Here is a 21,768-nt window from a genome sequence, read left to right on the forward strand (position 1 = left end):
TAGCAATAACGAAATTTTAACGATTGGCTTTCTCAAATTCACGTAAAAGTTTATTTCCACGTTTAACTGTTTCATTTAATCCATTTTCCGGTGTTTTTGACCCGTTAAGAACAGCCTCTAGTTCTTGATCAAGAATAGAACGAATTTGCGGCATATTACCAAATCTTATACCCTTTGAGTTAACAGTTGGTGGGTTGAGAACTATTTGTTTAATAGCAACATCCGCACCGACGTTTTTATCGTAGTAATGTTGCCTTTTGCTCAGTTCATAAGCAGCTTTTGTAGTTGGAAGGTAACCTGTTTTCTGATGCCATTTTGCTTGGTTATCGGCTTTTGATAGAAACTTAAGGAAAGCAGCTGCACCCGCATATTCTTCAGAGGAATGACCTTTTAAAACCCAGATAGAAGCTCCACCAATAATTGAATTTTGTGGTGCTCCTTCTACATCATCATAGTAGGGAAGCATTCCAAAGCCAACATTAAATTGCGCTTCGGAAACGATACCAATACGTGATCCTGAAGATTGCATAAAAATTGCACAATTTTGTGTCATGAACATTGGAGTTGCATCTAATGCACCGGCAGATCCTCCATAGCGAAAAATACCTTGGTCAGACCATTTTTTAAGGTCACTCCACATACGCACTTGCAAAGGCCCATTAAAAGTGAGCTCTGAATCAAGTCCGTTAAACCCATTTTCTTTTGTCCCAAAAGGAATATTGTGCAAAGCTGAAAAATTTTCCATACCAATCCACTGAGATGCATAAGCCATTGTGAAACCACAACTTGCCGATTTAGTTTCGAGAATTTTTTTGGAGTAATTTTCGACATCTTGCCATGTTTTTGGCGGTTTTTCTGGATCAAGTCCCGCTTTTTTAAAAACATCTTTATTATAATAAAGGATTGGTGTTGAAGCATTAAATGGCATAGAGAACATTCGTCCCTGAACATCGGAGTAATAACTGCTGATAGCAGGTAAATAATCTGCAGAATCAAACTCTTGTTTTGTATCATCCATAAGTTGATAAATGGGATAAACTGCACCTTTTGCAGCCATCATGGTTCCAGTGCCAATTTCATAGATTTGGGCGAGAACTGGCTGTTGTTTTCCGCGAAATGCTGAAATGAGTGAGACCATACTTTCTTCATACTCACCACGAAAGGAGGGAACAACTTTGTATTTAGATTGACTAGCATTAAAGTTGTTAATGAGACTTTCTGTTTGCTTTCCTAGCTCCCCACTCATAGAATGCCAAAAGCTGATTTTTGTTTGCGCAAAACTCGCTGTTGCTACATTAATAGCAACTGTAAACGCTGCTATAGAAAGATAAAAACGGCTCATGGTTTACCCTTTCTGAAGTGATGGAATACAGATTCCCCCTGATTTATAGTATTACACATGAACATGCCATGACGATTTTATTACAAAAATATGTTGGTTCATTTAAACGGGAACCACCAAAAGGTCAAACGAATTTGTTTAAACTTATCAGTTTTTCCTTTGTGAGTGCTATCGTGCGTTGATGCGGTCACTGTACACATTTGATAAAGAACGGAGAGGGTGAAAATGAGAGAAGCAAAAGGAGAGCTCAATGGTAAAAACAATAAATGTTATTCAGTTATAGCTATCTCTTTGCTCATTTACTCTTTTTCAAAAGATTTTTTTGTTCTATGATATTTATCTTATAACTTACGAACGATAGTCTTGAGGCAATTTTTTGCATTCTAATTATGATAATGTTTCAGAAAGCGGGTTTTTTAATTTATTGCGAGGTTAGTGTCTTTTCAAATTCTCTGGTTCACTTACCAAAACATGCTTTTGGCTCGTTTTTAAGAACTATCTAACAGACCCTATCCTTAAGGTTAAGGAGATCATTTCGAAGTGTCTAACGTTATTTTTATCTATAACAAAAGTGGCTTGTTTAAGCGTTCTTATACGGTTCAAAGACTATAGTGTAAAGTGTTTTTGCTGGCATCAAACTGAAAAAATTATCAAGTAGATGATATTAATTTTGTGGGTAACAAGCAATTTTAAAATAAAATGTACAGTTGCGCTCTGCAAAAATTTTGCATAAAAAAAATTTTGCATAAAGAAGCTCCTTCTAAGAACAGATAAATGCGCATTTAGAAAATTTCAAAAATGAAAAAGTCAGCTCAAACATACATGGTGCTTTATTTGTGCGAGATCTGTTGATGATTTTGAGAATAGTGTTTTTTAAGATGATGAAAAAACGTTTTGCAATTTGATTGTTGATTTTGTTAATTTCTATGAAATTTTTAAAAATTTGTGTGAGAGTTTTTTCAGTTTTTCTGAGCATTTTTCTATTTACAGCATTGTTGGATGTATTTGAGATGACTAAGGAAGAACTTTTCCCATAAACACAATTTCGGATCTGTATAAAAAGGATAAAACAAACCATTTTTATAGGATAATGTCACCGTACAGTGTTCAAAAGGATCTCTTTGCTCTTAAGGAAAGTTCATTGCTTTCTTTATTAAGCGCGATTCAGTAGCCATACTTTTTATGGGCATGACGGAGATTTTGAGAGCAGATATCTTCTCGAATACCACAAATACTGGTGATTTAGTTATTTCTAGTGCTGAGTATAACTTGATTATTTCCTTGTATAGATACATTCTAGTGTTTTGCTATTGCATTGATAATGGTGTTAACATTATGTTCCATCATATCGAGATAAGTTGCAGCAGAACCGTTTTCGTTTGATAATGCATCAGAATAGAGTGTTCCACCGATTTTTAAACCTGTTTCTTTTGAAATCTGTTTTATGAGGCGGGGATTGGAAATATTTTCAACGAATAGGGCGGTTGCTTTATTGATTTTAATTTGTTGTATAAGTTCGGCCACATCAGCTGCAGTCGCTTCAGTTTCTGTCGAAGCGCTTTGGGGTGCAAGTATGGTGAAGCCATATTCTTGAGCAAAATAGCCAAAAGCGTCATGAGATGTGATAATAATACGCTTATCTTTTGGGATGGTGGCAATCTTTGTTTTAAGTTTTTCTCGTGCTGCTTTAAGCTTTTGGATGTAGATTTGCGAATTTTTTCGGTAGCTTGCACAGAATTGTGTATCGATTTCACAAAAAGCAGCAGTAATATTTTTGACGTAAATTTCAACATTAGGAATTGCTTGCCAAGCATGTGGATCAACACCGCTATGGTGACGATGCTGTTGTCGGACATTGTGTTCTTGAGTTTTAATTTCGAGAGGAGAAATGTTGGTGCTCACTTCGACAATAGGTGCTTTTGTACCGCTTGCTGTGATGAGACGGTTCATAAAATCTTCTAAATGAAGTCCGTTGATGAAAATAATATGAGCATTTCTAAGAGTTTGGACATCACGGGGAGTAGGTTCATAGGTATGGGTATTCGCATTTGGACCGACAAGAGTGGTTATAGAAATATGGTCGCCTCCTACATTTTTTACTAAATCTGCAAGAACAGAAAAGCTTGCAACAACTTTAATTTTATTATGTGCAGAAGCAAAAAATGGAAAAATGATAAGCAATAAAAGAGTTCCAAGTAGAACAAATCGTTGGATAAGTTTAGGCATATTATTTCCTTAAAGTGGGGAGAGACATATAAAAAAGGCGAGGAAACCGCGTCACAATAAAGCCGCGCGGACTTACTAAGCAAGAAAGAAGATAAATAAACCCTGCGACAATAATGACAGCTGGACCGGAGGGAAGGGACAGATGAAAAGAAAGCAGGAGTCCACATGTGCTCGCAACAATTCCTAAGATAATAGAGAGTATGCAGATAGGACCAAGATGTGAAAGCCAAAAACGGGCCGTAATAGCTGGAATCATCATAATGCCGACAGAAAGTAATGTTCCTAGTGATTGGAAACCGCCAACCAAATTCAATACGACAAGTACGAGCAGTGATATATGGACGTATTTGCTTAATGGAGAGAGAGATTTAAAAAAGAGGGGGTCAAAGCTTTCTAGCACGAGTGCGCGCCAGAAAATACAAAGACTGCACATTGTGATTAGCATTATAGTGGTGATTAGCAAGAGAGCCGGTGTATCAAGTGCAAGCACTGAGCCAAATAAGAGATGAAGCAGATCAATTGTTGAATTTTTAAATGATACAATAATGACTCCTGCTGCAAGTGCAATAAGATAAAAGACTGTCATTGATGCATCTTCTTTCTGAACACTATTTCGTGAAATTAAGGCGGTTGCTACTGCAACAATGATGCCAGCTAGGATGCCGCCAAGTGTCATAGATATGAGCGAGAAGCCGCAAAAAAGAAATGCAGCCGCAACACCGGGAAGAATCGCATGGGATATAGCATCTCCTGTGAGACTCATTCCGCGTAACATCAAAAATACGCCCACAGGACAGGCACTAATGGACAGGAGGATTAGACCGATAAGAGCGTTTTGCATAAAATGAAAATCAACAAAAGGGGCAAGAAAAAATGCGTACACGTATTATAGCCTAATAGAGTGAGAACCATTGATGGAAAGATTTTGTTTGAGCGCACCCGATAGTGAAAGAGTTAGATGTGAGAGGTGGCATAACGTGATGGATTTTATCATGGAAAAACCGTGTTGTTTCTCCATAGAAGGTGTTTCCCTTATTAATTTGAATCATATGGGGGAAATATTCTTGCACGATAAAAAGATCATGGAGTGCTGTGAGAACTGTTCGTCCTTGTTGTTGCCATTGTGTTATCAACGCAAGAAGGTCTTTTTGAGTATTGCGATCTACACCATTGAAAGGCTCATCAAGCAGAATAATATCGGCATCTTGTACAATAATACGCGCAAAAAGGGCGCGTTGCAATTGACCACTTGATAGTGTATCAAGCGAACGAGATGCGAGTGCTGTCAAGCCAACCGTTTCAAGTGCATCCTGGATTTTAGAGTAATAAGGGTAATGATTTTTCCATAATCCACAAAAAGACCACAGCCCCGTTTTTATAATTGCTTTTACATCAATAGGAAATGTTTTATCTATATCGCATTGCTGTGCAAGATAAGCAATCCGACTTTTCTTTGGTTTTTTAATTCTACCTTTGAGAGGTTTAATCAATCCGGCCGCTGCTTTTAGCAGTGTAGATTTTCCAGCACCATTATCACCTACAACTGCTATCAAAGAACCAGCTTTTAATTTCGCTGAAAAGCTCTTTATAGCTATTCTATTCATATAGCCTAATGTTGCACTGTCGAAATGCAGATCCATAATTTGTACCATTTTTTATCATTAATCACGGAAAATTATGTAATAATATAACATTTGTCAACAAAATGTTATATTATTACATATATTTTAGCATATTTTGGAAGCTGAAAATTTTAATGGGAAGATCGTGGAAAATTTAAAACAATGGTTGAATTTTTCTTGACGAAAGAGAGAGTGTGTATACTATATATAGTATCAAAATGATTGGTGCTTTTAAATAAGCACAAGTGAGGGTATAGTGTGTTTCATTTGGCGTCTAAGTTATTTCCGTAATGTGATCACGAAGAGTTTATTGATTAAACGGTAGAGTAGTATTTCTACTAGAGCATCTCTCTCAGGGGAATCTTCTTTCGTTTTTGTAAGTTGATTTTTGTCATGAAAGATAACACTAAGGTATTGGGAAGTGGCTGTTGGGGGAGCATTAGTTTCTTGGACAGCAGGAGGGAATTGTAATACAAGCAAAAATTGTTTTATAGCTGAGGAGCCTTGCCATTTAGGCTATAGAATAATCATTTATTTTCGCTGTAATTTTTTTATTATTTGATTAAGCGTATGGGGATTTAAGTTCACGGGGCTATGTATTATCTAAACTAGAAATGTAGCTTATGTGTTCGCGTGCGATTGCTTATTTTTGTTATTCTTGAGTATCTACAAAATTGTCAAAATTAACTCTTTTTAGAGTTGATTTTTTAGAATTATGAAAGTTGAAGAAAATGCCGATCACTATTTATAGCAAGCCATCTTGCGTCCAATGCGATGCTACTCGCCGCGCCTTTGATGCTAAAGGCATTAATTATCGTGTTGTAGACATTTCCCGCGATGAACAAGCATACATTTTCATTCAATCTCTGGGGTATCGTCAGGTTCCTGTAGTTGTTTGTGGTGAAAATCATTGGTCTGGTTTTAGACCAGATATGATTAGTGGTCTTTGTGTTTAATGGGACTTATCGTTTATTATTCGAGTGCAACAGGTAATACTGAACATTTTGTCTCTCAGCTTGGTCAGCGGCTTTTCAAGATTGATAAAAAAAAGACGTCTGTGCTAGTTGATGAGCCTTATGTACTAGTCGTTCCTACATACGCGGATGGTGAAGGGAGAATGGCTGTTCCGAAAGCGGTTATTCGTTTTCTCAACGAAATAGAGAACCGCAAGTTAATTCGTGGTGTTATTGGTGGTGGAAATCGTAATTTTGGTCGTTATTATAATTTGGCGAGCAGAATCATTGCTGAAAAGTGTTTTGTGCCTTGCCTTTATCGTTTTGAATTGCGTGGAACTGAGGAAGACATTATTTGTGTAGAGAAAGGATTGAAAAAATTTTGGAAACAATTGGTATAGAACAACTGCAGAAATCGGATCAGATCACGGATTATCATGCGCTGAATGCAATGCTCAATCTTTATGATGAAAATGGTCATATTCAGTTTGATATGGATCGGCTCGCTGCACGGCAGTATTTTCTTCAGCACGTTAATCAAAACACGGTTTTCTTTCATAATCTTAAAGAAAAAATAGACTATTTGATAGAGGAAGGTTATTATGAAAAAGCTTTGTTTGAACTTTACGATTTTTCTTTTATCAAAAGGCTTTTTAAGCGCGCTTATGCGTTTAAATTTCGCTTTCCCACTTTTTTGGGCGCATTTAAATATTATACCAGCTATACACTGAAGACTTTTGATGGAAAGCGCTATCTTGAGCGTTATGAAGATCGTATTTGCCTTGTGGCTTTGTATTTAGCACAGGGAGATAAAGCTCTTGCAGAGAGTTTCGTAGATGAAATTATTACAGGCCGGTTTCAGCCTGCAACACCGACATTTTTGAATGCAGGGAAAAGGCAGCGTGGCGAATTGGTATCGTGTTTTTTATTGCGTGTTGAAGACAATATGGAATCGATAGGTCGTTCGATTAATTCAGCTTTACAACTTTCGAAACGTGGCGGAGGTGTGGCACTTTGTTTAACGAATTTGCGTGAGGCAGGGGCACCAATTAAGAAAATAGAAAATCAGTCCTCAGGTGTACTACCTGTGATGAAACTCTTGGAGGATGCCTTTTCTTACGCTAATCAACTGGGTGCGCGTCAAGGGGCTGGTGCTGTTTATTTGCACGCACATCATTTAGATATTATGAAGTTTTTGGATACAAAGCGCGAAAATGCTGATGAGAAAGTCAGGATTAAAACGCTTTCGCTTGGTGTAGTTATTCCTGATATTACTTTTGAGCTTGCACGTAATAATGAGGATATGTATCTATTCTCACCCTATGATATTGAGCGCGTCACAGGTAAACCCTTTAGTGATATTTCTTTGACGGAGCATTATCGATCTTTTGTTGACAATGCAAAAATTCGTAAAAAGAAAATAAGTGCACGTGTCTTTTTCCAGACATTAGCGGAAATTCAATTTGAATCAGGTTATCCCTATATTCTGTTTGAGGATACCGCTAACCGAGCTAACCCGATAGCCGGACGTATAAGCATGAGCAATTTATGTTCAGAAATTTTGCAGGTGAGTGAGGCAAGTGAACTAGAGACGGATTTAACCTATCGCACCATTGGAAGTGATATATCCTGTAATCTTGGTTCAATGAATATTGCAAAAGCAATGGAAAGTCATGATTTTGGGCGAACTGTGGAAACGGCTGTTCGTGCTCTTACTGCTGTTTCCGATATGAGCGATATTGCGTGTGTACCTTCCATTGCAAAAGGTAATGCCGAAAGCCATGCGATTGGTTTGGGACAAATGAATTTGCATGGTTTTTTAGCGCGTGAACAGATTTATTATGGATCTCCAGAAGCGATTGATTTCACTAATATCTATTTTTATATTGTGACGTATCATACAATACGTGCTTCCAACTTAATTGCACGCGAACGTCAGAAAGTGTTTGCAGGGTTTGAGAAGTCAGCTTATGCAGATGGTTGTTTTTTTGCAAAATATATTGAAAAAGAATGGAAGCCGCAATTTTCGATTGTACAAGATCTTTTTGCACGCAATAACATCGTTATACCAGACCAAAAAGATTGGCGGGAACTCAAGAATTTAGTTGTTGAGTATGGGCTTTATAATCGCAATCTGCAGGCTGTTCCTCCCACAGGGTCTATTTCTTATATTAATCATGCGACATCTTCTATTCATCCGATTGCTTCAAAGATTGAGATTCGCAAAGAGGGAAAAATTGGACGCGTATATTACCCTGCTCCTTATATGGACAATACAAATTTGCATTTCTATCAGGATGCTTATGAGATTGGCCCTGAAAAAATTATTGACACCTATGCTGCGGCCACACAGCATGTTGATCAAGGTCTTTCGTTAACCTTGTTCTTTCCAGATACAGCCACTACGCGTGATATTAATCGCGCACAGATTTATGCTTGGAAAAAGGGTATAAAGAGTATTTATTATATACGGTTGCGGCAAGTAGCGTTGAGTGGAACAGAAGTGGATGGCTGTGTTTCGTGCAGTCTATAGGAGATAATCATATGACGAAGATTACAACAAAAAACCCTGTTGTGTGCGCTGTCAATTGGAATAGATTGCATGATGAGAAAGATCTTGAAGTATGGAACCGCTTAACTGGAAATTTTTGGTTGCCTGAAAAAGTTCCACTTTCTAATGACATTCCTTCATGGTCGAGTTTGACGGAGGAAGAACGTAAGCTAACAATTCGTGTTTTTACGGGATTAACTCTCCTAGACACGGTTCAAAATACTGTGGGAGCCATTTCACTTATGGCAGATGCAATAACAGAGCATGAGGAGGCGGTATTGACGAATATTGCGTTCATGGAAGCAGTTCATGCACGCTCTTATTCCTCTATTTTTTCAACCTTATGTTTGACGGTAGAAGTTGATGATGCGTTTAGGTGGTCAGAAGAAAATATTCATTTACAGAAAAAAGCAAGATTAGTGCTTGAACGTTATGAAGCAAATGATCCGCTAAAGAAGAAAATTGCTTCGACTTTGCTGGAAAGCTTTTTATTTTATTCTGGATTTTATTTGCCCATGTATTGGGCCAGCCGCGCTAAATTGACTAATACAGCTGATTTAATTCGGCTTATCATCCGTGATGAAGCTGTACATGGTTATTATATAGGATATAAATTTCAATTGGGGTTTGCAAAACTTGATGAGGCCAAAAAGAAAGAAATTAAAGATTTTGCTTTTAACTTGCTCTTCGACCTTTATAATATTGAATGCAAATATACTGAAGATCTTTATGATTCCATTGGATTGACAGAAGATGTTAAAGTTTTTCTCCATTATAATGCAAATAAAGCTTTAATGAATCTGGGTTTTGAAGCTCTTTTCCCACCTGAGGTTTGCCGTGTTAATCCGGCTATTCTAGCGGCTTTATCGCCGAGCTCTGATGAAAATCATGACTTTTTTTCAGGGGCTGGATCTTCTTATGTTATTGGCAAGGCGATTGCCACCACGGATGAGGATTGGGAGTTTTAATGATTGCATACGAAAAGCAGTGCGCGGAGTATACCGCTCAGGTCTTTACGCATTTCTAGACACTGGAATCCATTTTTTTCAAACAGATCGCAGACTTTTTTTTCTTGAGAGTAGCCAATTTCAACAGCGACATAACCTTTTGTTTTTAAGTAGTTGGCTGCTTCACGAGCAAGTTTTCTATAAAAATGAATACCATCTTTTCCACCGATAAGAGCGCGCAGAGGATCATGCAGGCGCACCTCTTTTGCAAGATTTTTGATATCTTTTTTGGGAATATAGGGTGGATTGGAAACAATAAGATCAAATTGACCTGTAACAGAATCAAACCAATCACTAAGAAGAGGTGTAAAGCGGTTTATAACTTCGACATTTTCTGCATTTTTTGTGGCTGTTTTAAGAGCATTTTCAGAAATATCGACAGCCACTGCATAGGACTGGGGAATTTGTTTGAGAATCGCAATAGCAATAGCACCACTTCCTGTTCCCATATCAAGCAGTGTTATTTTTTCTGATTTTTCTGCATGTTTTTGAAGGAGTGGTAAAACAAGATCCACAAGCGTTTCTGTGTCTGGACGTGGTTCTAACGTATCTTGAGATAATGCAAGTGATATTCCGTAAAATTCCCGTTTTCCGATAATACGATAGACTGGTTCACCAGAGATACGTCGTTGTACAGCTTTTTCTAATTGTGTAATTTGCTTAGAAGATAGACGCATATCTGGTTGGCAAATTCTGTCATATGCATTTGTATTTGTTATCCATTCAACGAGTATTTTTGCATCAAGATTGGCTTCAGACACTCCTTGAATATGCAATTTTTCTTGCGTTTTCAATATGATATTATTGAGAGAATGATTTTTCATCTATTATCATCCATTGCGGCAAGGAGGGTAGTTTGATAATCGGATATGAGTGCATGAATAAGCTCATCAAGATTTCCTTCCAGGATGCGGTCAAGTTTATACAGCGTAAGATTAATACGATGATCAGTGACACGACCTTGTGGAAAATTATAGGTACGAATACGTTCTGATCGATCGCCAGAGCCAACTTGGTTTTTACGAGATACTGAGCGTTCACGTTCCACTTTTTGTCTTTCGATGTCGAATAAGCGTGCACGTAAAATTTGGAGCGCACGTGCCCGATTTTGGTGTTGTGATTTTTCTGCCTGCACAACCATAATTCCTGTTGGAATATGCGTAATACGAACAGCTGAATCAGTTGTATTGACATGCTGTCCTCCTGCGCCAGATGCACGCATTGTATCGATGCGAATATCTTCTGGGCGAATTTCAATATCAATTTCTTCAGCCTCTGGAAGGACTGCGACGGTAGCTGCAGATGTATGAATGCGTCCACTTGTTTCTGTTTCAGGGATGCGTTGCACACGATGAACACCTGATTCAAACTTCAATTTAGAGAAGACACCTTTACCTGAAATGGTAGCAATAATTTCTTTATATCCACCAACTTCCCCTTCATTAAGCGAAACAACTTCAATTTTCCAGTTATGAGCATCGGCATAACGTTCATACATGCGAAAAAGATCACCTGCAAAAAGCGCTGCCTCTGATCCGCCTGTTCCTGCTCGAATTTCAACAATGGCACTCTTTTCATCAGCAACATCTTTAGGCAAAAGAAGAATCTGGAGTTCTTGCTCAAGTTTTTCCATTTTCTGAGCTAATGATGGTAGCTCTTCTTGGGCGAGGTTACGCATGTCTATATCTGTTAGTTTATCACTGATTATATTTTCCAGCTCTGTGATCTCTATGTAAAGAGCATTTAATGTTCGTATGGAACTAACAATTGGCTGTAATTCTGCATATTCAGAAGCTAATTTTACATATGTTTCAGCATTTGGGTTTTTAGCCATTTTGCTTTCAATTATTTCAAAGCGCTTTTCAAGCTGTCTCATACGATCTTTTGGCAAAGAAACCATGATAATATTAGCCTAATTTGTTTATAATACTTTTTTTATAATACTGGCAATTGATTGCTTCATAGTACCGGATAAAAAGAGGTAATAAAGAAGAAAAACTTTCTTGCCAATGAACACTATAGGTTTTTAAGATGAACTTATATAAAATTCGATTTGCATGAGGAGCTGTTTTTATAATACGTACAAAACCAGCTGTTTAAGAGTTGTGTTTTCTCCCATAAATCTCAAGACGATGGTGAATAATGTCATAACCAAGGGATTTGGCGATTTCCTCTTGCATCTTTTCAATGATATCGGATTGAAATTCGATAACTTGTCCTGTTTCCACATCAATGAGATGATCATGGTGTTTTCCATCTGCTTGCTCAAAACGAGACGGTCCACCACTAAAGGTATGGCGATGAATTGTTCCATTTCCTTCTAATGTTTTCATAGTTCGGTAAACAGTTGATAGCGAAATACTGGAATCTATTTTGTGGGCGCGCTGAAAAATTTCAAACGCGTTTGGATGATCGTTTGTATCAGTCAAAATATCCAGAATAATACGCCTCTGACGTGTTACTCTTAAACCCGCAGTGCGTAATTCTTGTTCATAATTTCGTTCTTTATTCATTTGAACTCTTTGCTTTTTAGGCAAAGGACCCATGACAGTGTTTGTATTTTTTTTCTGAACCACAAGGGCAACGCTCATTACGACCAACTTTTCCCCATGTAGTTACATCATTTGGATTACGATCTTTTGAGTTAATAAACTTATTTTCTTGTGTTTGTGCCCATAATTTTGGGGTATTTTCTCCCCCTTGATCATTAAAGTTAGAGCTATCATCATCGGAGACAGATGTCAGTAATTCTGTAGGCTGTTGAATGATCTCGAAACGCATAAGCTTAGAAGTAACGTTTCTGCGTAGATTTTTGAGCATGGACTGAAAGAGTTCGAATGATTCTGTCTTGTATTCATTGAGTGGATCTCGTTGCGCATAACCACGAAAACCAACAACAGAACGCAAATGGTCTAAGCTTACCAAGTGTTCACGCCATAAAGCGTCAATAGTTTCAAGCAATATGGCTTTGTGAAAATAAGCCATAATTTCTGGAGAATAGCGTTCGGTTCGTTCATTTTCAAGTTTGGCAACAGCATCTGATATGCGTTCCAAGATTTGTTCTTCTGCAATTCCATCTTCTTTTGCCCATTCTTCTATCGGAAGTTCGAGATTGAAGAGTTGTTGAAGCTCCTTTTGGAGAGCTCTCACATTCCATTTTTCAGAATATGTTCCAGCCGGAATATATGTTTCCACAAGATCTTCAATCACTTCGTTACGCATTTCAAGGATCGTTTCAGTGAGGTCATCTGCGTTCATTATCTCCATACGCTGCTCAAAAATAACTTTACGCTGATCATTCATTACATCATCATATTTTAATAAATTTTTACGAATTTCGAAATTTCGTTCTTCAACTTTCTTTTGCGCTTTTTCGAGGGCTTTATTAATCCATGGATGGATAATAGCTTCATCCTCCTTCAATCCAAGCTTTTGTAGCATACTATCCATACGATTGGAGCCGAAGATACGCATAAGATCATCTTGAAGAGAGAGAAAGAATTTTGAGCGACCAGGATCACCTTGGCGACCAGAACGGCCTCGGAGCTGGTTATCAATACGACGGCTTTCATGGCGTTCAGTAGCGATGACGTACAGACCACCAGCCGCTAATGCTTTTTCTTTGAGTTTTTTGACATCTTTTTTAATTTCCTTAATTTTAGCAGTTCGCTCTAGACCTTCGGGTATATCCTGTAATTCTTGTCGAATACGCATTTCGACATTACCACCAAGCTGTATATCAGTACCACGACCAGCCATATTTGTTGCGATGGTTAATGCCCCAGGAACCCCTGCTTGCGCAATAATATACGCTTCTTGTTCATGATAACGAGCATTTAGAATTCTAAAATCAGTAATACCCTCTTTTCGCAAACGTTCTGCTAATTGTTCTGACTTTTCAATAGAAGTTGTTCCAACAAGGATAGGTTGCCCTTTTTCGTGCGCTTGACGAATATCACGTACGATAGCACGATATTTTTCTTCTGCTGTCCGATAAATTTCATCGTCTTCATCACGGCGCTGTACTGGTAAATTTGTTGGGACTTCGAAAACATCAAGACCATAAATATCGCTGAATTCTTTTTCTTCTGTTGTAGCAGTACCAGTCATACCAGACAATTTTCTATACATACGAAAATAATTTTGAAAAGTGATAGAAGCTAATGTCTGATTTTCCGGCTGAATAGCAACATGCTCTTTGGCTTCTAATGCTTGATGAAGTCCTTCAGAGTAACGCCGCCCTGGCATCATACGACCTGTAAATTCATCAATGATAACAATTTCACCATCACGAATTATGTAATCCTTATCACGAACAAATAGCTTATGAGCCTTTAGAGCGTTATTGATATGATGGACGATAGCAATGTTTTCTATATCATAAAGGCTTTCACCTCTGAGATGTCCTGCCTGTTCAAGCATTTTCTCAATTTTTTCAGTACCGACTTCAGTAAAGGTTGTTGTTTTTTGTTTTTCATCTATTTCATAATCTTCTGGAGTTAAGTCGGGAATAAATGTATCAATAAGGTTGTAGAAATCTGTACGATCTTCTAAAGAACCTGAGATAATAAGGGGGGTACGTGCTTCATCAATAAGAATCGAATCCACTTCGTCGACAATTGCGTAGTGATGCCCACGCTGAACCATTTGACTATGATCAAAAGTCATATTATCGCGCAAATAATCAAAACCCAATTCATTATTCGTTGCATAAGTGATATCACATGCATAGGCTGCTCGGCGGGCATCATTATCAAGATCATGCAGAATCACACCTGTTGTCAGTCCTAGAAAACCAAAGATTTTCCCCATTGTTTCGGCATCACGACCAGCGAGATAGTCGTTTACCGTAACGACATGAACGCCTTTTCCTTCCAATGCATTGAGATAAATTGGCAGAGTTGCCATTAATGTTTTACCTTCACCTGTACGCATTTCCGCAATGCCGCAATCATGAAGCACCATTCCGCCAATGAGTTGTACATCAAAAGGGCGCATATCATAAACACGTTTTGCTGCTTCACGGACAGTTGCAAAAGCTTCTGGTAAAAGCAAGTCAATGGTTTCACCTTCCATGAGGCGTTTACGAAACTCGTCGGTTTTTTGACAAAGTTGCGCATCGCTTAATTTCACGAATTGTTCTTCTAAAGCGTTAATTTGTATAACTTTTTGGCGAAGAACTTTGAGACGTCTCTCATGAGCAGAACAAAAAAATTTACGTGCAAAGACACCTAAACCGACCATCTCTGGTCCTTTCTTTTAATTGTTATCACTATTTTATTGGGCAGGTTCATATGCTCTGCCCACACTTTGCAACCTCCAAGAAACCCCCAAGGCATTTAATATAATGAGATGCATGATACCATTATACTTGTTGATGTGCAATTTATCACTCTAATTGTAAAATAGAGATAAGAGGCTAAGCGCAATGTGTCAACTTTAGCAATGCTTTTTAGTTGACACAACACAGAGTAATTTGGGATGCAATACGTCATTTTTTTATATTATCATATTTTTCGTTAACATTAGGTAGTATGCAATAAACTGAGATAAAAAGACAAGTTTACACTTTTTAAAATAAAATTATTGATTTATTTATCTATGTTTAGAGATTAAGATGTTACAGTAAAGAAAATGAGAATCTTAAACTGGCTTTCACTTTTAAGGAGTATATTTATGAAATTCAACTTTATCACGCTGTTTTTGACATCAATTTTATTGATGAGCACGAGTTTAGGGGTGATAGCCCAAGAAAGTTTGAATGCACCGTCAAATGATTTAAAGACTTTGGAGAAAGCTTCTGAAAAAACGGTTCCCCCTTCTCATGTGATGGCAGTTATTGATGGGAAGAATATTACGGCAGGGCAATTGGACGAGTTAGCGCTTGAAATAAATCCTAATTTAGTGCGGTTTCCTGATGAACAACGCCGTGTAATGGTTTTAGAAGCTTACCTGGATATGCAGGCACTTGCTAAAGCAGCAATGAGTAAAGGCATTGATAAGAGTGAAGCTTACGATAAACGTATGGCAGTTATGCGTGATAATGTTCTTCAGCAGCTTTATTTTAAACAGACAGTAGTTGACCAGATTTCGGATACTGATTTAGAAGCTCTTTACAATAAAGAAGTTGCTGCTTTGCCCAAAGAGGATGAAGTTAAAGCGCGCCATATTTTGGTCAAAACAAGAAAAGAAGCAGAAGCTGTAATTAAGCGTTTAAGCAAAGGAGAAAATTTTGAAGAGATTGCAAAAAAGAATTCAACAGATGGTTCTGCTGCTGTTGGGGGCGATCTTGGCTATTTTAGCCATGGTCAAATGGTCAAGCCTTTTGAAGATGCTGCATTTGGCCTAAAAGTTGGTGAATACACTAAAAAGCCCGTTGAAAGCCCTTTTGGTTGGCACGTTATTAAGTTAGAAGATCGTCGTTTGAAAGAACCTCCTGTATTTGATGATGTTAAAGAGGTATTGCGTACACAGTTGATAAAAGAGCGCTACAGAAAACTGATTGTTGATTTGCGTAGCAAGTTAGATGTAAAATATCCTGATCCTAATGTCACAAAACTCATGCAAACACTTAACCAGAATGGGACGTTGCTTCCAGATGGAACATCTGCTGAAGAAGACACGGAATAGTGAAAAAGAAGGAGCAAATAGTATCTTTTCTTGATGATAATGGATTGATTTTGTTCAAAAATCTTGAGGTTATTTGCTAGAGATTTGTTTATCTGTTTTTGTGGAAAGTATGCTGTGGCTTTAAAAATGTCCCCTTTATCTCCCCAAAATATACAAGAGCTTCCGTCGTTGTCTGGTGTGCGATTGGCAACGACTGAAGCTGGGATTAAGTATAAAGATCGTAAAGATCTTCTTTTCATCATATTCGATGATCCAGCGAGTGTGGCGGGTGTTTTTACGCGTTCAAAGTGCCCATCTGCTCCTGTAGAGCATTGTCGCGCGTCACTGCCCCATGGAGTTGCGCGAGGCGTTGTTGTTAATTCTGGGAATGCGAATGCTTTTACAGGGCGCACAGGAAAGCAGACAACTGATGCGATAGCGCGTGCTGCGGCAAGCGCTTTAAAGGTTAAAGAGAATGAGATTTTTATAGCTTCTACCGGTGTTATTGGTGAGCCGATGGATGCTTCTTGTGTTGTGAATCTTTTACCCACTATGGCGGAAACGGCAGAAGAAGGAAATTGGTTGGAGGCTGCAAAAGCCATCATGACGACTGATACATTTCCAAAACTTGCCACACGCAGGTTTGATTGTGGAGGAGAGATTATTACCATCAATGGGATTGCAAAAGGTGCTGGTATGATTGCACCAGATATGGCAACAATGCTATCTTTTGTTGTAAGCGATGCAGGAATTTCTTCGGATATTCTTCAGTCTGTGTTATCAGAGGCCGTTCAGGAGTCTTTCAATTCAATTACCGTTGATAGCGATACCTCAACATCAGACACACTCATGATGTTTGCCACAGGAAAAGCAAAAAGAAATTTACCACCTCTCATGAGTAAATCCGATTCACGTTATGAGGTATTCTCAAAGCAATTGAGTGGGCTTTTGCATGAGCTTGCACTACAAGTTGTTTGTGATGGTGAAGGTGCCCGTCATTTAATTGAGGTTAATGTGATTGGTGCTACAACAGACAATTCTGCGAAGACTATTGCTCTGTCAATTGCAAATTCACCACTTGTAAAAACAGCTATTGCCGGTGAAGATGCTAATTGGGGGCGGGTGGTTATGGCAGTTGGTAAAGCAGGCGTTGAAGTAGACCGTGATCTTCTGACGATTTGGTTTGGTGAACATCGTTTAGCGGTAAATGGCGAACGAGATCCTGAATACTGTGAAGAGACAATGGGCACTTATATGCAAGAAAAACATATCACGATTCGTGTTGATATTGGCCTAGGCAGCGGTAAGGCGACAGTTTGGTCTTGCGATTTGACGAAGGAGTACGTTATGATCAATGGCGATTACAGAAGTTAACTTATGCACTATAAATTTGGCATCGGGTATTTGTTACTTTGGGGAGAGGGATAGGTATTTAAAATTTTTTATATTGGAGATGGGGCCATGATAGAAAAAATAGCTATTTTTACTGTTCCTGGTGGAGAGTGGTATGTGTACGAAAAGTTTACTTCTTCTTGTCGTTGTATGCGCATTGTTAGATCAAGATAATCGTGTTTTGCTTACACAGCGTCCTCAGGGGAAATCACTAGCTGGCTTATGGGAATTTCCTGGTGGAAAGGTTGAGCATGGTGAAACTCCAGAGGCGTCATTGGTTCGTGAATTAGAGGAAGAGCTTGGTATTCACGTGCAGAAAAATAATTTATTACCCTTAACATTTGCAAGCTATGGTTACGAAACATTTCACCTCTTAATGCCATTGTATCTTTGTTACCATTATAAGGGTATTGCGCAAGGACGAGAAGGGCAAAATTTAAAATGGATTTTTATTAGTGATTTTGATAAATATCCTATGCCTGATGCTGATAAGCCATTGGTTCAGGTATTAAAAAATCTCCTTCTTTAACAGTATTTGTGAAGAGAAGGTACTGCTTACAAATAAGAGGTTTCTGTTTCATGAGACGTTAATGATAGATTAGATTTAAGAAGATTTTTTTGCAGAACAGTCCTTCTAGCTTTTCTTTGTTACGTGACCAACTGCTTAATCATTGTTATGACACACATTTATTATAACGCATTGATTTAGAATACATATAAGCATGATGCATATTGAATCAGATCTCTTAATTTGTGTTATATTTCATTATTTCGAACATTATTGCGCTGATCAAAAAATTGTTCAATGACGTGTCATAAGGGGAAGCGTAACTTAAAAAGCAGTGTTAGAATGGACGAAATATACGATTAATGAACTTTTAAAATATGAGAGTAACTGTAATATTGGTGGTAGGATAAAGTATGATGAGGTTAGCGCATGACTTCATAAACATAAAGATACTTGGATATCAATAGATTTTGCGGTATGCATCCATCGGGTTGCACTGAGAGGCGAGATTAGCAGAAAATGCAGTATCTAAGCGATTACGCACATAAGCAATGCAATAGCGTGAAGGTGTTTTCATCAAAATCCTAAATTCCATAAAAGAATGCTAAAAACAAGAATATAAAGTGCGGCGCATTCTTCGTTATTTTAAAATATCGCTCTGAATATTTTCGAAAGACGTGGAGCTGAGTGAAAAATAAACAGTAAGGCCAAGAAGTAATTTTTACCTTTATAATTTTATCTTCGAATAATCTTTCTGATTCAGAATAAGAGTGTCTAAAATAATAAAATATGGCACAAATTAAGAGGTTTGATTCAATGTGTATAATGTTGATATATATTATAAATCAACATGTTACGTTCGGTATTGGGTGTTTTAATAAAAGCTATTCAGTAAACAAGTTACAATTTTTTCCGATATTTCTAAAACGTGTGAATGCTGATGAGGGTTTTTAATGAATGTTAAATGTGATGTTTAAAGAAAATCAAGTGATTTATTCAACATAAATAATTTTGTGAAGGTATTTTTCTTCCATATAAGATCAGAAATTAATCACGATTTACCTCGTTATAAAGATTCAAAGCGAACTCGTGAAAAGATGTAATAATAGAGCCACTTATTTCTCATGCTCATATAAAACGTGTGTACTATATTCCTAGTGTTGGACGACGTTTTTCCATAGGATATTGTTGATATTTTTGAGCAATACGTGCAATTGCTTTCTCCAGTGGTTCGACCATAACATCCATAGAGAAACCATTTGCATGAATAATGTTTTCATGATCGACCATAATAGCGGCATGACCTTTCCAGAAAATCAAATCACCTCGTTGAAGTTTATCGCTGTCTGAGAGTTGTTTGCCTATAGTTTTTTGTTGCATGTCGGTATCGCGTAACACCACATGACCAGCCATTATCATAGAAAGTTGGATCAGTCCTGAACAATCAATTCCAAAACCACTGGTTCCACCCCACAGGTAAGGTGTATGGATCAACATTTCAGCAACCGTAACATAATCTTTATACGCTTGGCCAATCGAGCTGAGATGATTACTAATGATTGCTTTCCTATTTTCAAGTATAGAATACTTTATTTCACGGATTTCAATTTCATCAACAACACTTACTCTGCTTCCTATGGATAAAGGATATTCCACTGGTCCACGCAAATCAGCTTGGAAATATTGAAAAGTACGTGGAGCTGAAACAACATGTGTTTGTTTTACGGTTGGTGTGCAAAGCGCTTTTGTATCAATATAGCCAACATAACCATCCTTTAAAGATTGTCCCCACGACATAAATTCTCCGTATTCAAAGATGAGAAGTTCTTCTCCCAATAAGCATTCTGTTTGCATTTCACTTTTTTTTTTATTTTTTTTAAACAATCCAGCAACAGGTACATTAACGCGTCTTATTTTACCTTGCACAAAACGCCGAGCTGTGACTTCTTTTTCAAGACGTTTATCTGCTAGATCATCTCTGAATGCATGTAGTCTAGGATCTTTAGAGAACATTTTTTTATCTTTTATTTTTTACCTTTAAATGGGCTCATGATAATCAGTATTGGTAGGATTTTTATCTTCAAGTAAATTACAGAACACAATTAAAGGTGAAGAATAATCACCTTTAAATTTCCATAATTATCTATTCGTATGCTTACTTTATCTTTATGTCAAAATTAATTTTTAAAGAGATTATAAAGGGCACGAATGGCTTGTGCAGAACCACCAATGGGGTAGCCTGGTTTTTCCTTTGGAACCCACCCATAAAGGTCAAAATGAGCAAAATGTTCAGCTTTTTCAACAAAAGAGTTCAGAAATAAAGCAGCAACTATAGAGCCAGCAAAGTTATTTCCAGTTACATTGTTAAGGTCAGCGATTGGTGATGACAACATTTCTTGATAGGGTTTCCAAAGAGGCATTTGCCAAAGAGGATCGGAAACAGAATAAGCAGATCGAGAAATTTGCTGCGCCCATATTGAATCATTACAGTAAAATGCTGGAAGATCTGGTCCTAATGCTATACGTGCTGCTCCTGTTAAAGTCGCCATACAAAGCATGAATTGCGGACTTTCTTCATCACCATAGGCAAGTGCATCAGCAAGGATAAGTCGACCCTCCGCATCTGTATTACCAATTTCAACACTTAATCCCTTACGACTTTGGAGAACGTCACCTGGTCGGTAAGCATTAGCAGAAATTGCATTTTCAACGGCTGGAATCAAAACACGTAGACGAAAGGGTAATTTGGCATCCATGATAAGTTTAGCTAACCCCAAAACGTGAGCTCCACCCCCCATGTCTTTTTTCATAAGTGACATATTATTGGCTGATTTAATATCGAGACCTCCAGTATCAAAACTTACACCTTTGCCAACCAACGTTATTTTAGGATGGTTTTCTTGGCCCCAGTGCATCTCAATGAGTCGTGGTGCAGTGCTGCTGGCTCGTCCTACGGCATGGATCATCGGAAAATTATGTGTTAGGAGCTCATCTCCACAAATGCTTTCAACACGAGCACTATAGGTTTCTCCAAGTTGGCGGGTTTCTTTCTCGAGAGTGTCAGGATTCATATCATTGGCTGGAATATTAATGAGATCACGGATAAAAAAGACAGCTTTATAAAGACGTTGAAGTTCATCGAGATCAATTGTGTCGTTGACATGAATTGAAAGTGATTTGAGGGGAAAGTTTTGACGATAACGGTTGAACCGGTAGCTTCCGAATGCCAACCCAAGATAGATATTCATTTCATGGGAAGATGCTCCTTCTAAATGCCACTGACCAGCGGGAAGGTTTTTAGCAAGAAGCCCTGTAATAAAAGGTTCTTCACCATTGCCAAGTCCAAAGAACACCTTTTTTAAATGCCCTGTTTCATGAGGAACGAAGAGTATTTGTCCCGCTTTTCCAGTGAAGTCATTCACATTCATCCATGCTCTTGTTGACGCATCAAGCGATAAATCTGCAAGATTTTTAGGAGTTGCCAAAAAGATCGGACAACTATTATCGGCACGTGTTGAGGTAAAATGAATAGGATATATATGCATATTTAAAGAATCC

Annotated in this window: 16 protein-coding genes and 1 pseudogene; 7 read left to right on the top strand and 10 right to left on the bottom strand. The window is 37.9% G+C overall.

The window, feature by feature from the left end:
- Positions 1–16 precede the first annotated feature (16 nt).
- From ugpB to V4B17_RS00380, 4 genes and pseudogenes are all read right to left on the bottom strand, one after another.
- A complete protein-coding gene (ugpB, locus tag V4B17_RS00365) occupies positions 17–1,342 on the bottom strand; it encodes a sn-glycerol-3-phosphate ABC transporter substrate-binding protein UgpB (RefSeq protein ID WP_455479560.1) in 1,326 nt (441 codons plus the stop codon).
- A gap of 1,296 nt (positions 1,343–2,638) precedes the next feature.
- Positions 2,639–3,568, bottom strand: a complete 930-nt coding sequence (locus tag V4B17_RS00370; protein ID WP_455479561.1) for a metal ABC transporter substrate-binding protein — start codon at positions 3,566–3,568, stop codon at positions 2,639–2,641.
- 1 nt (position 3,569) lies between these two features.
- Positions 3,570–4,451: a metal ABC transporter permease gene (locus tag V4B17_RS00375; RefSeq protein ID WP_455479562.1), complete on the bottom strand. Its 882-nt coding sequence runs from the start codon at positions 4,449–4,451 to the stop codon at positions 3,570–3,572.
- A gap of 3 nt (positions 4,452–4,454) precedes the next feature.
- Positions 4,455–5,208, bottom strand: a pseudogene (locus V4B17_RS00380) (ABC transporter ATP-binding protein).
- A 713-nt stretch (positions 5,209–5,921) separates the two neighbouring features.
- On the opposite strand from V4B17_RS00380, the gene V4B17_RS00385 reads away from it, so the two are divergent.
- Genes V4B17_RS00385 through nrdF form a run of 4 tightly spaced genes read left to right on the top strand, consistent with a single transcriptional unit; the run spans position 5,922 to position 9,662 of the window.
- The gene (locus V4B17_RS00385; RefSeq protein WP_455479563.1) at positions 5,922–6,146 is read left to right on the top strand and encodes a glutaredoxin family protein; all 225 of its coding nucleotides are present in this window, start codon (positions 5,922–5,924) and stop codon (positions 6,144–6,146) included.
- Positions 6,146–6,544: a class Ib ribonucleoside-diphosphate reductase assembly flavoprotein NrdI gene (nrdI, locus tag V4B17_RS00390; RefSeq protein WP_455479564.1), complete on the top strand. Its 399-nt coding sequence runs from the start codon at positions 6,146–6,148 to the stop codon at positions 6,542–6,544. Before V4B17_RS00385 ends, nrdI begins: the two co-directional genes overlap by 1 nt.
- Positions 6,526–8,676 carry a class 1b ribonucleoside-diphosphate reductase subunit alpha gene (nrdE, locus tag V4B17_RS00395; protein WP_455479565.1) on the top strand — a complete coding sequence of 717 codons (2,151 nt, stop codon included), beginning with the start codon at positions 6,526–6,528 and terminating at the stop codon, positions 8,674–8,676. The genes nrdI and nrdE overlap by 19 nt, the downstream gene beginning before the upstream one ends.
- Before the next feature lie 11 nt (positions 8,677–8,687).
- Positions 8,688–9,662 carry a class 1b ribonucleoside-diphosphate reductase subunit beta gene (gene nrdF, locus V4B17_RS00400; protein WP_455479566.1) on the top strand — a complete coding sequence of 325 codons (975 nt, stop codon included), beginning with the start codon at positions 8,688–8,690 and terminating at the stop codon, positions 9,660–9,662.
- On the opposite strand, the gene prmC is transcribed toward nrdF, so the two are convergent.
- The 4 genes from prmC to secA all read right to left on the bottom strand — a co-directional run bounded on the left by prmC (position 9,659) and on the right by secA (position 14,945).
- Positions 9,659–10,525, bottom strand: a complete 867-nt coding sequence (prmC, locus tag V4B17_RS00405; protein ID WP_455479567.1) for a peptide chain release factor N(5)-glutamine methyltransferase — start codon at positions 10,523–10,525, stop codon at positions 9,659–9,661. The genes nrdF and prmC overlap by 4 nt on opposite strands.
- Positions 10,522–11,601, bottom strand: coding sequence for a peptide chain release factor 1 (gene prfA / locus V4B17_RS00410; RefSeq protein WP_455479568.1), 1,080 nt, complete (start codon positions 11,599–11,601; stop codon positions 10,522–10,524). Before prfA ends, prmC begins: the two co-directional genes overlap by 4 nt.
- Before the next feature lie 196 nt (positions 11,602–11,797).
- Positions 11,798–12,292, bottom strand: coding sequence for a Fur family transcriptional regulator (locus tag V4B17_RS00415; RefSeq protein ID WP_455479569.1), 495 nt, complete (start codon positions 12,290–12,292; stop codon positions 11,798–11,800).
- Positions 12,231–14,945: a preprotein translocase subunit SecA gene (gene secA / locus V4B17_RS00420; protein ID WP_455479570.1), complete on the bottom strand. Its 2,715-nt coding sequence runs from the start codon at positions 14,943–14,945 to the stop codon at positions 12,231–12,233. The genes V4B17_RS00415 and secA overlap by 62 nt, the downstream gene beginning before the upstream one ends.
- A gap of 432 nt (positions 14,946–15,377) precedes the next feature.
- Here secA and V4B17_RS00425 point away from each other — a divergent pair, with 432 nt between their 5' ends.
- The 3 genes from V4B17_RS00425 (at position 15,378) to mutT (ending at position 18,231) form a co-directional block, all read left to right on the top strand.
- Positions 15,378–16,331 (top strand): peptidylprolyl isomerase, encoded by a 954-nt coding sequence (locus V4B17_RS00425; protein WP_455479571.1) that lies wholly within the window; start codon positions 15,378–15,380, stop codon positions 16,329–16,331.
- A gap of 114 nt (positions 16,332–16,445) precedes the next feature.
- Positions 16,446–17,684 carry a bifunctional glutamate N-acetyltransferase/amino-acid acetyltransferase ArgJ gene (argJ, locus tag V4B17_RS00430; protein WP_455479572.1) on the top strand — a complete coding sequence of 413 codons (1,239 nt, stop codon included), beginning with the start codon at positions 16,446–16,448 and terminating at the stop codon, positions 17,682–17,684.
- 133 nt (positions 17,685–17,817) lie between these two features.
- A complete protein-coding gene (mutT, locus tag V4B17_RS00435) occupies positions 17,818–18,231 on the top strand; it encodes an 8-oxo-dGTP diphosphatase MutT (protein WP_455479573.1) in 414 nt (137 codons plus the stop codon).
- 1,125 nt (positions 18,232–19,356) lie between these two features.
- Here mutT and V4B17_RS00440 read toward each other — a convergent pair.
- Both V4B17_RS00440 and V4B17_RS00445 read right to left on the bottom strand, forming a co-directional pair.
- Positions 19,357–20,223 carry a C40 family peptidase gene (locus tag V4B17_RS00440; protein ID WP_455479574.1) on the bottom strand — a complete coding sequence of 289 codons (867 nt, stop codon included), beginning with the start codon at positions 20,221–20,223 and terminating at the stop codon, positions 19,357–19,359.
- Positions 20,224–20,387: 164 nt separating this feature from the next.
- The gene (locus V4B17_RS00445) at positions 20,388–21,755 is read right to left on the bottom strand and encodes a leucyl aminopeptidase family protein (RefSeq protein ID WP_455479575.1); all 1,368 of its coding nucleotides are present in this window, start codon (positions 21,753–21,755) and stop codon (positions 20,388–20,390) included.
- Between the last annotated feature and the right edge of the window lie 13 nt (positions 21,756–21,768).

The organism is Bartonella sp. B23, assembly GCF_053793815.1.

What these genes read in the sequence shown, in the direction of transcription:
- V4B17_RS00415 (WP_455479569.1), bottom strand. Translation starts at nt 12,292, where the DNA reads ATGAGCGTTGCCCTTGTGGTTCAGAAAAAAAATACAAACACTGTCATG.
- V4B17_RS00440 (WP_455479574.1), bottom strand. Translation starts at nt 20,223, where the DNA reads ATGTTCTCTAAAGATCCTAGACTACATGCATTCAGAGATGATCTAGCA.
- nrdF (WP_455479566.1), top strand. Translation starts at nt 8,688, where the DNA reads ATGACGAAGATTACAACAAAAAACCCTGTTGTGTGCGCTGTCAATTGG.
- nrdI (WP_455479564.1), top strand. Translation starts at nt 6,146, where the DNA reads ATGGGACTTATCGTTTATTATTCGAGTGCAACAGGTAATACTGAACAT.
- V4B17_RS00385 (WP_455479563.1), top strand. Translation starts at nt 5,922, where the DNA reads ATGCCGATCACTATTTATAGCAAGCCATCTTGCGTCCAATGCGATGCT.
- mutT (WP_455479573.1), top strand. Translation starts at nt 17,818, where the DNA reads ATGTGTACGAAAAGTTTACTTCTTCTTGTCGTTGTATGCGCATTGTTA.
- V4B17_RS00370 (WP_455479561.1), bottom strand. Translation starts at nt 3,568, where the DNA reads ATGCCTAAACTTATCCAACGATTTGTTCTACTTGGAACTCTTTTATTG.
- V4B17_RS00445 (WP_455479575.1), bottom strand. Translation starts at nt 21,755, where the DNA reads ATGCATATATATCCTATTCATTTTACCTCAACACGTGCCGATAATAGT.
- prfA (WP_455479568.1), bottom strand. Translation starts at nt 11,601, where the DNA reads ATGGTTTCTTTGCCAAAAGATCGTATGAGACAGCTTGAAAAGCGCTTT.
- V4B17_RS00425 (WP_455479571.1), top strand. Translation starts at nt 15,378, where the DNA reads ATGAAATTCAACTTTATCACGCTGTTTTTGACATCAATTTTATTGATG.
- ugpB (WP_455479560.1), bottom strand. Translation starts at nt 1,342, where the DNA reads ATGAGCCGTTTTTATCTTTCTATAGCAGCGTTTACAGTTGCTATTAAT.
- prmC (WP_455479567.1), bottom strand. Translation starts at nt 10,525, where the DNA reads ATGAAAAATCATTCTCTCAATAATATCATATTGAAAACGCAAGAAAAA.
- secA (WP_455479570.1), bottom strand. Translation starts at nt 14,945, where the DNA reads ATGGTCGGTTTAGGTGTCTTTGCACGTAAATTTTTTTGTTCTGCTCAT.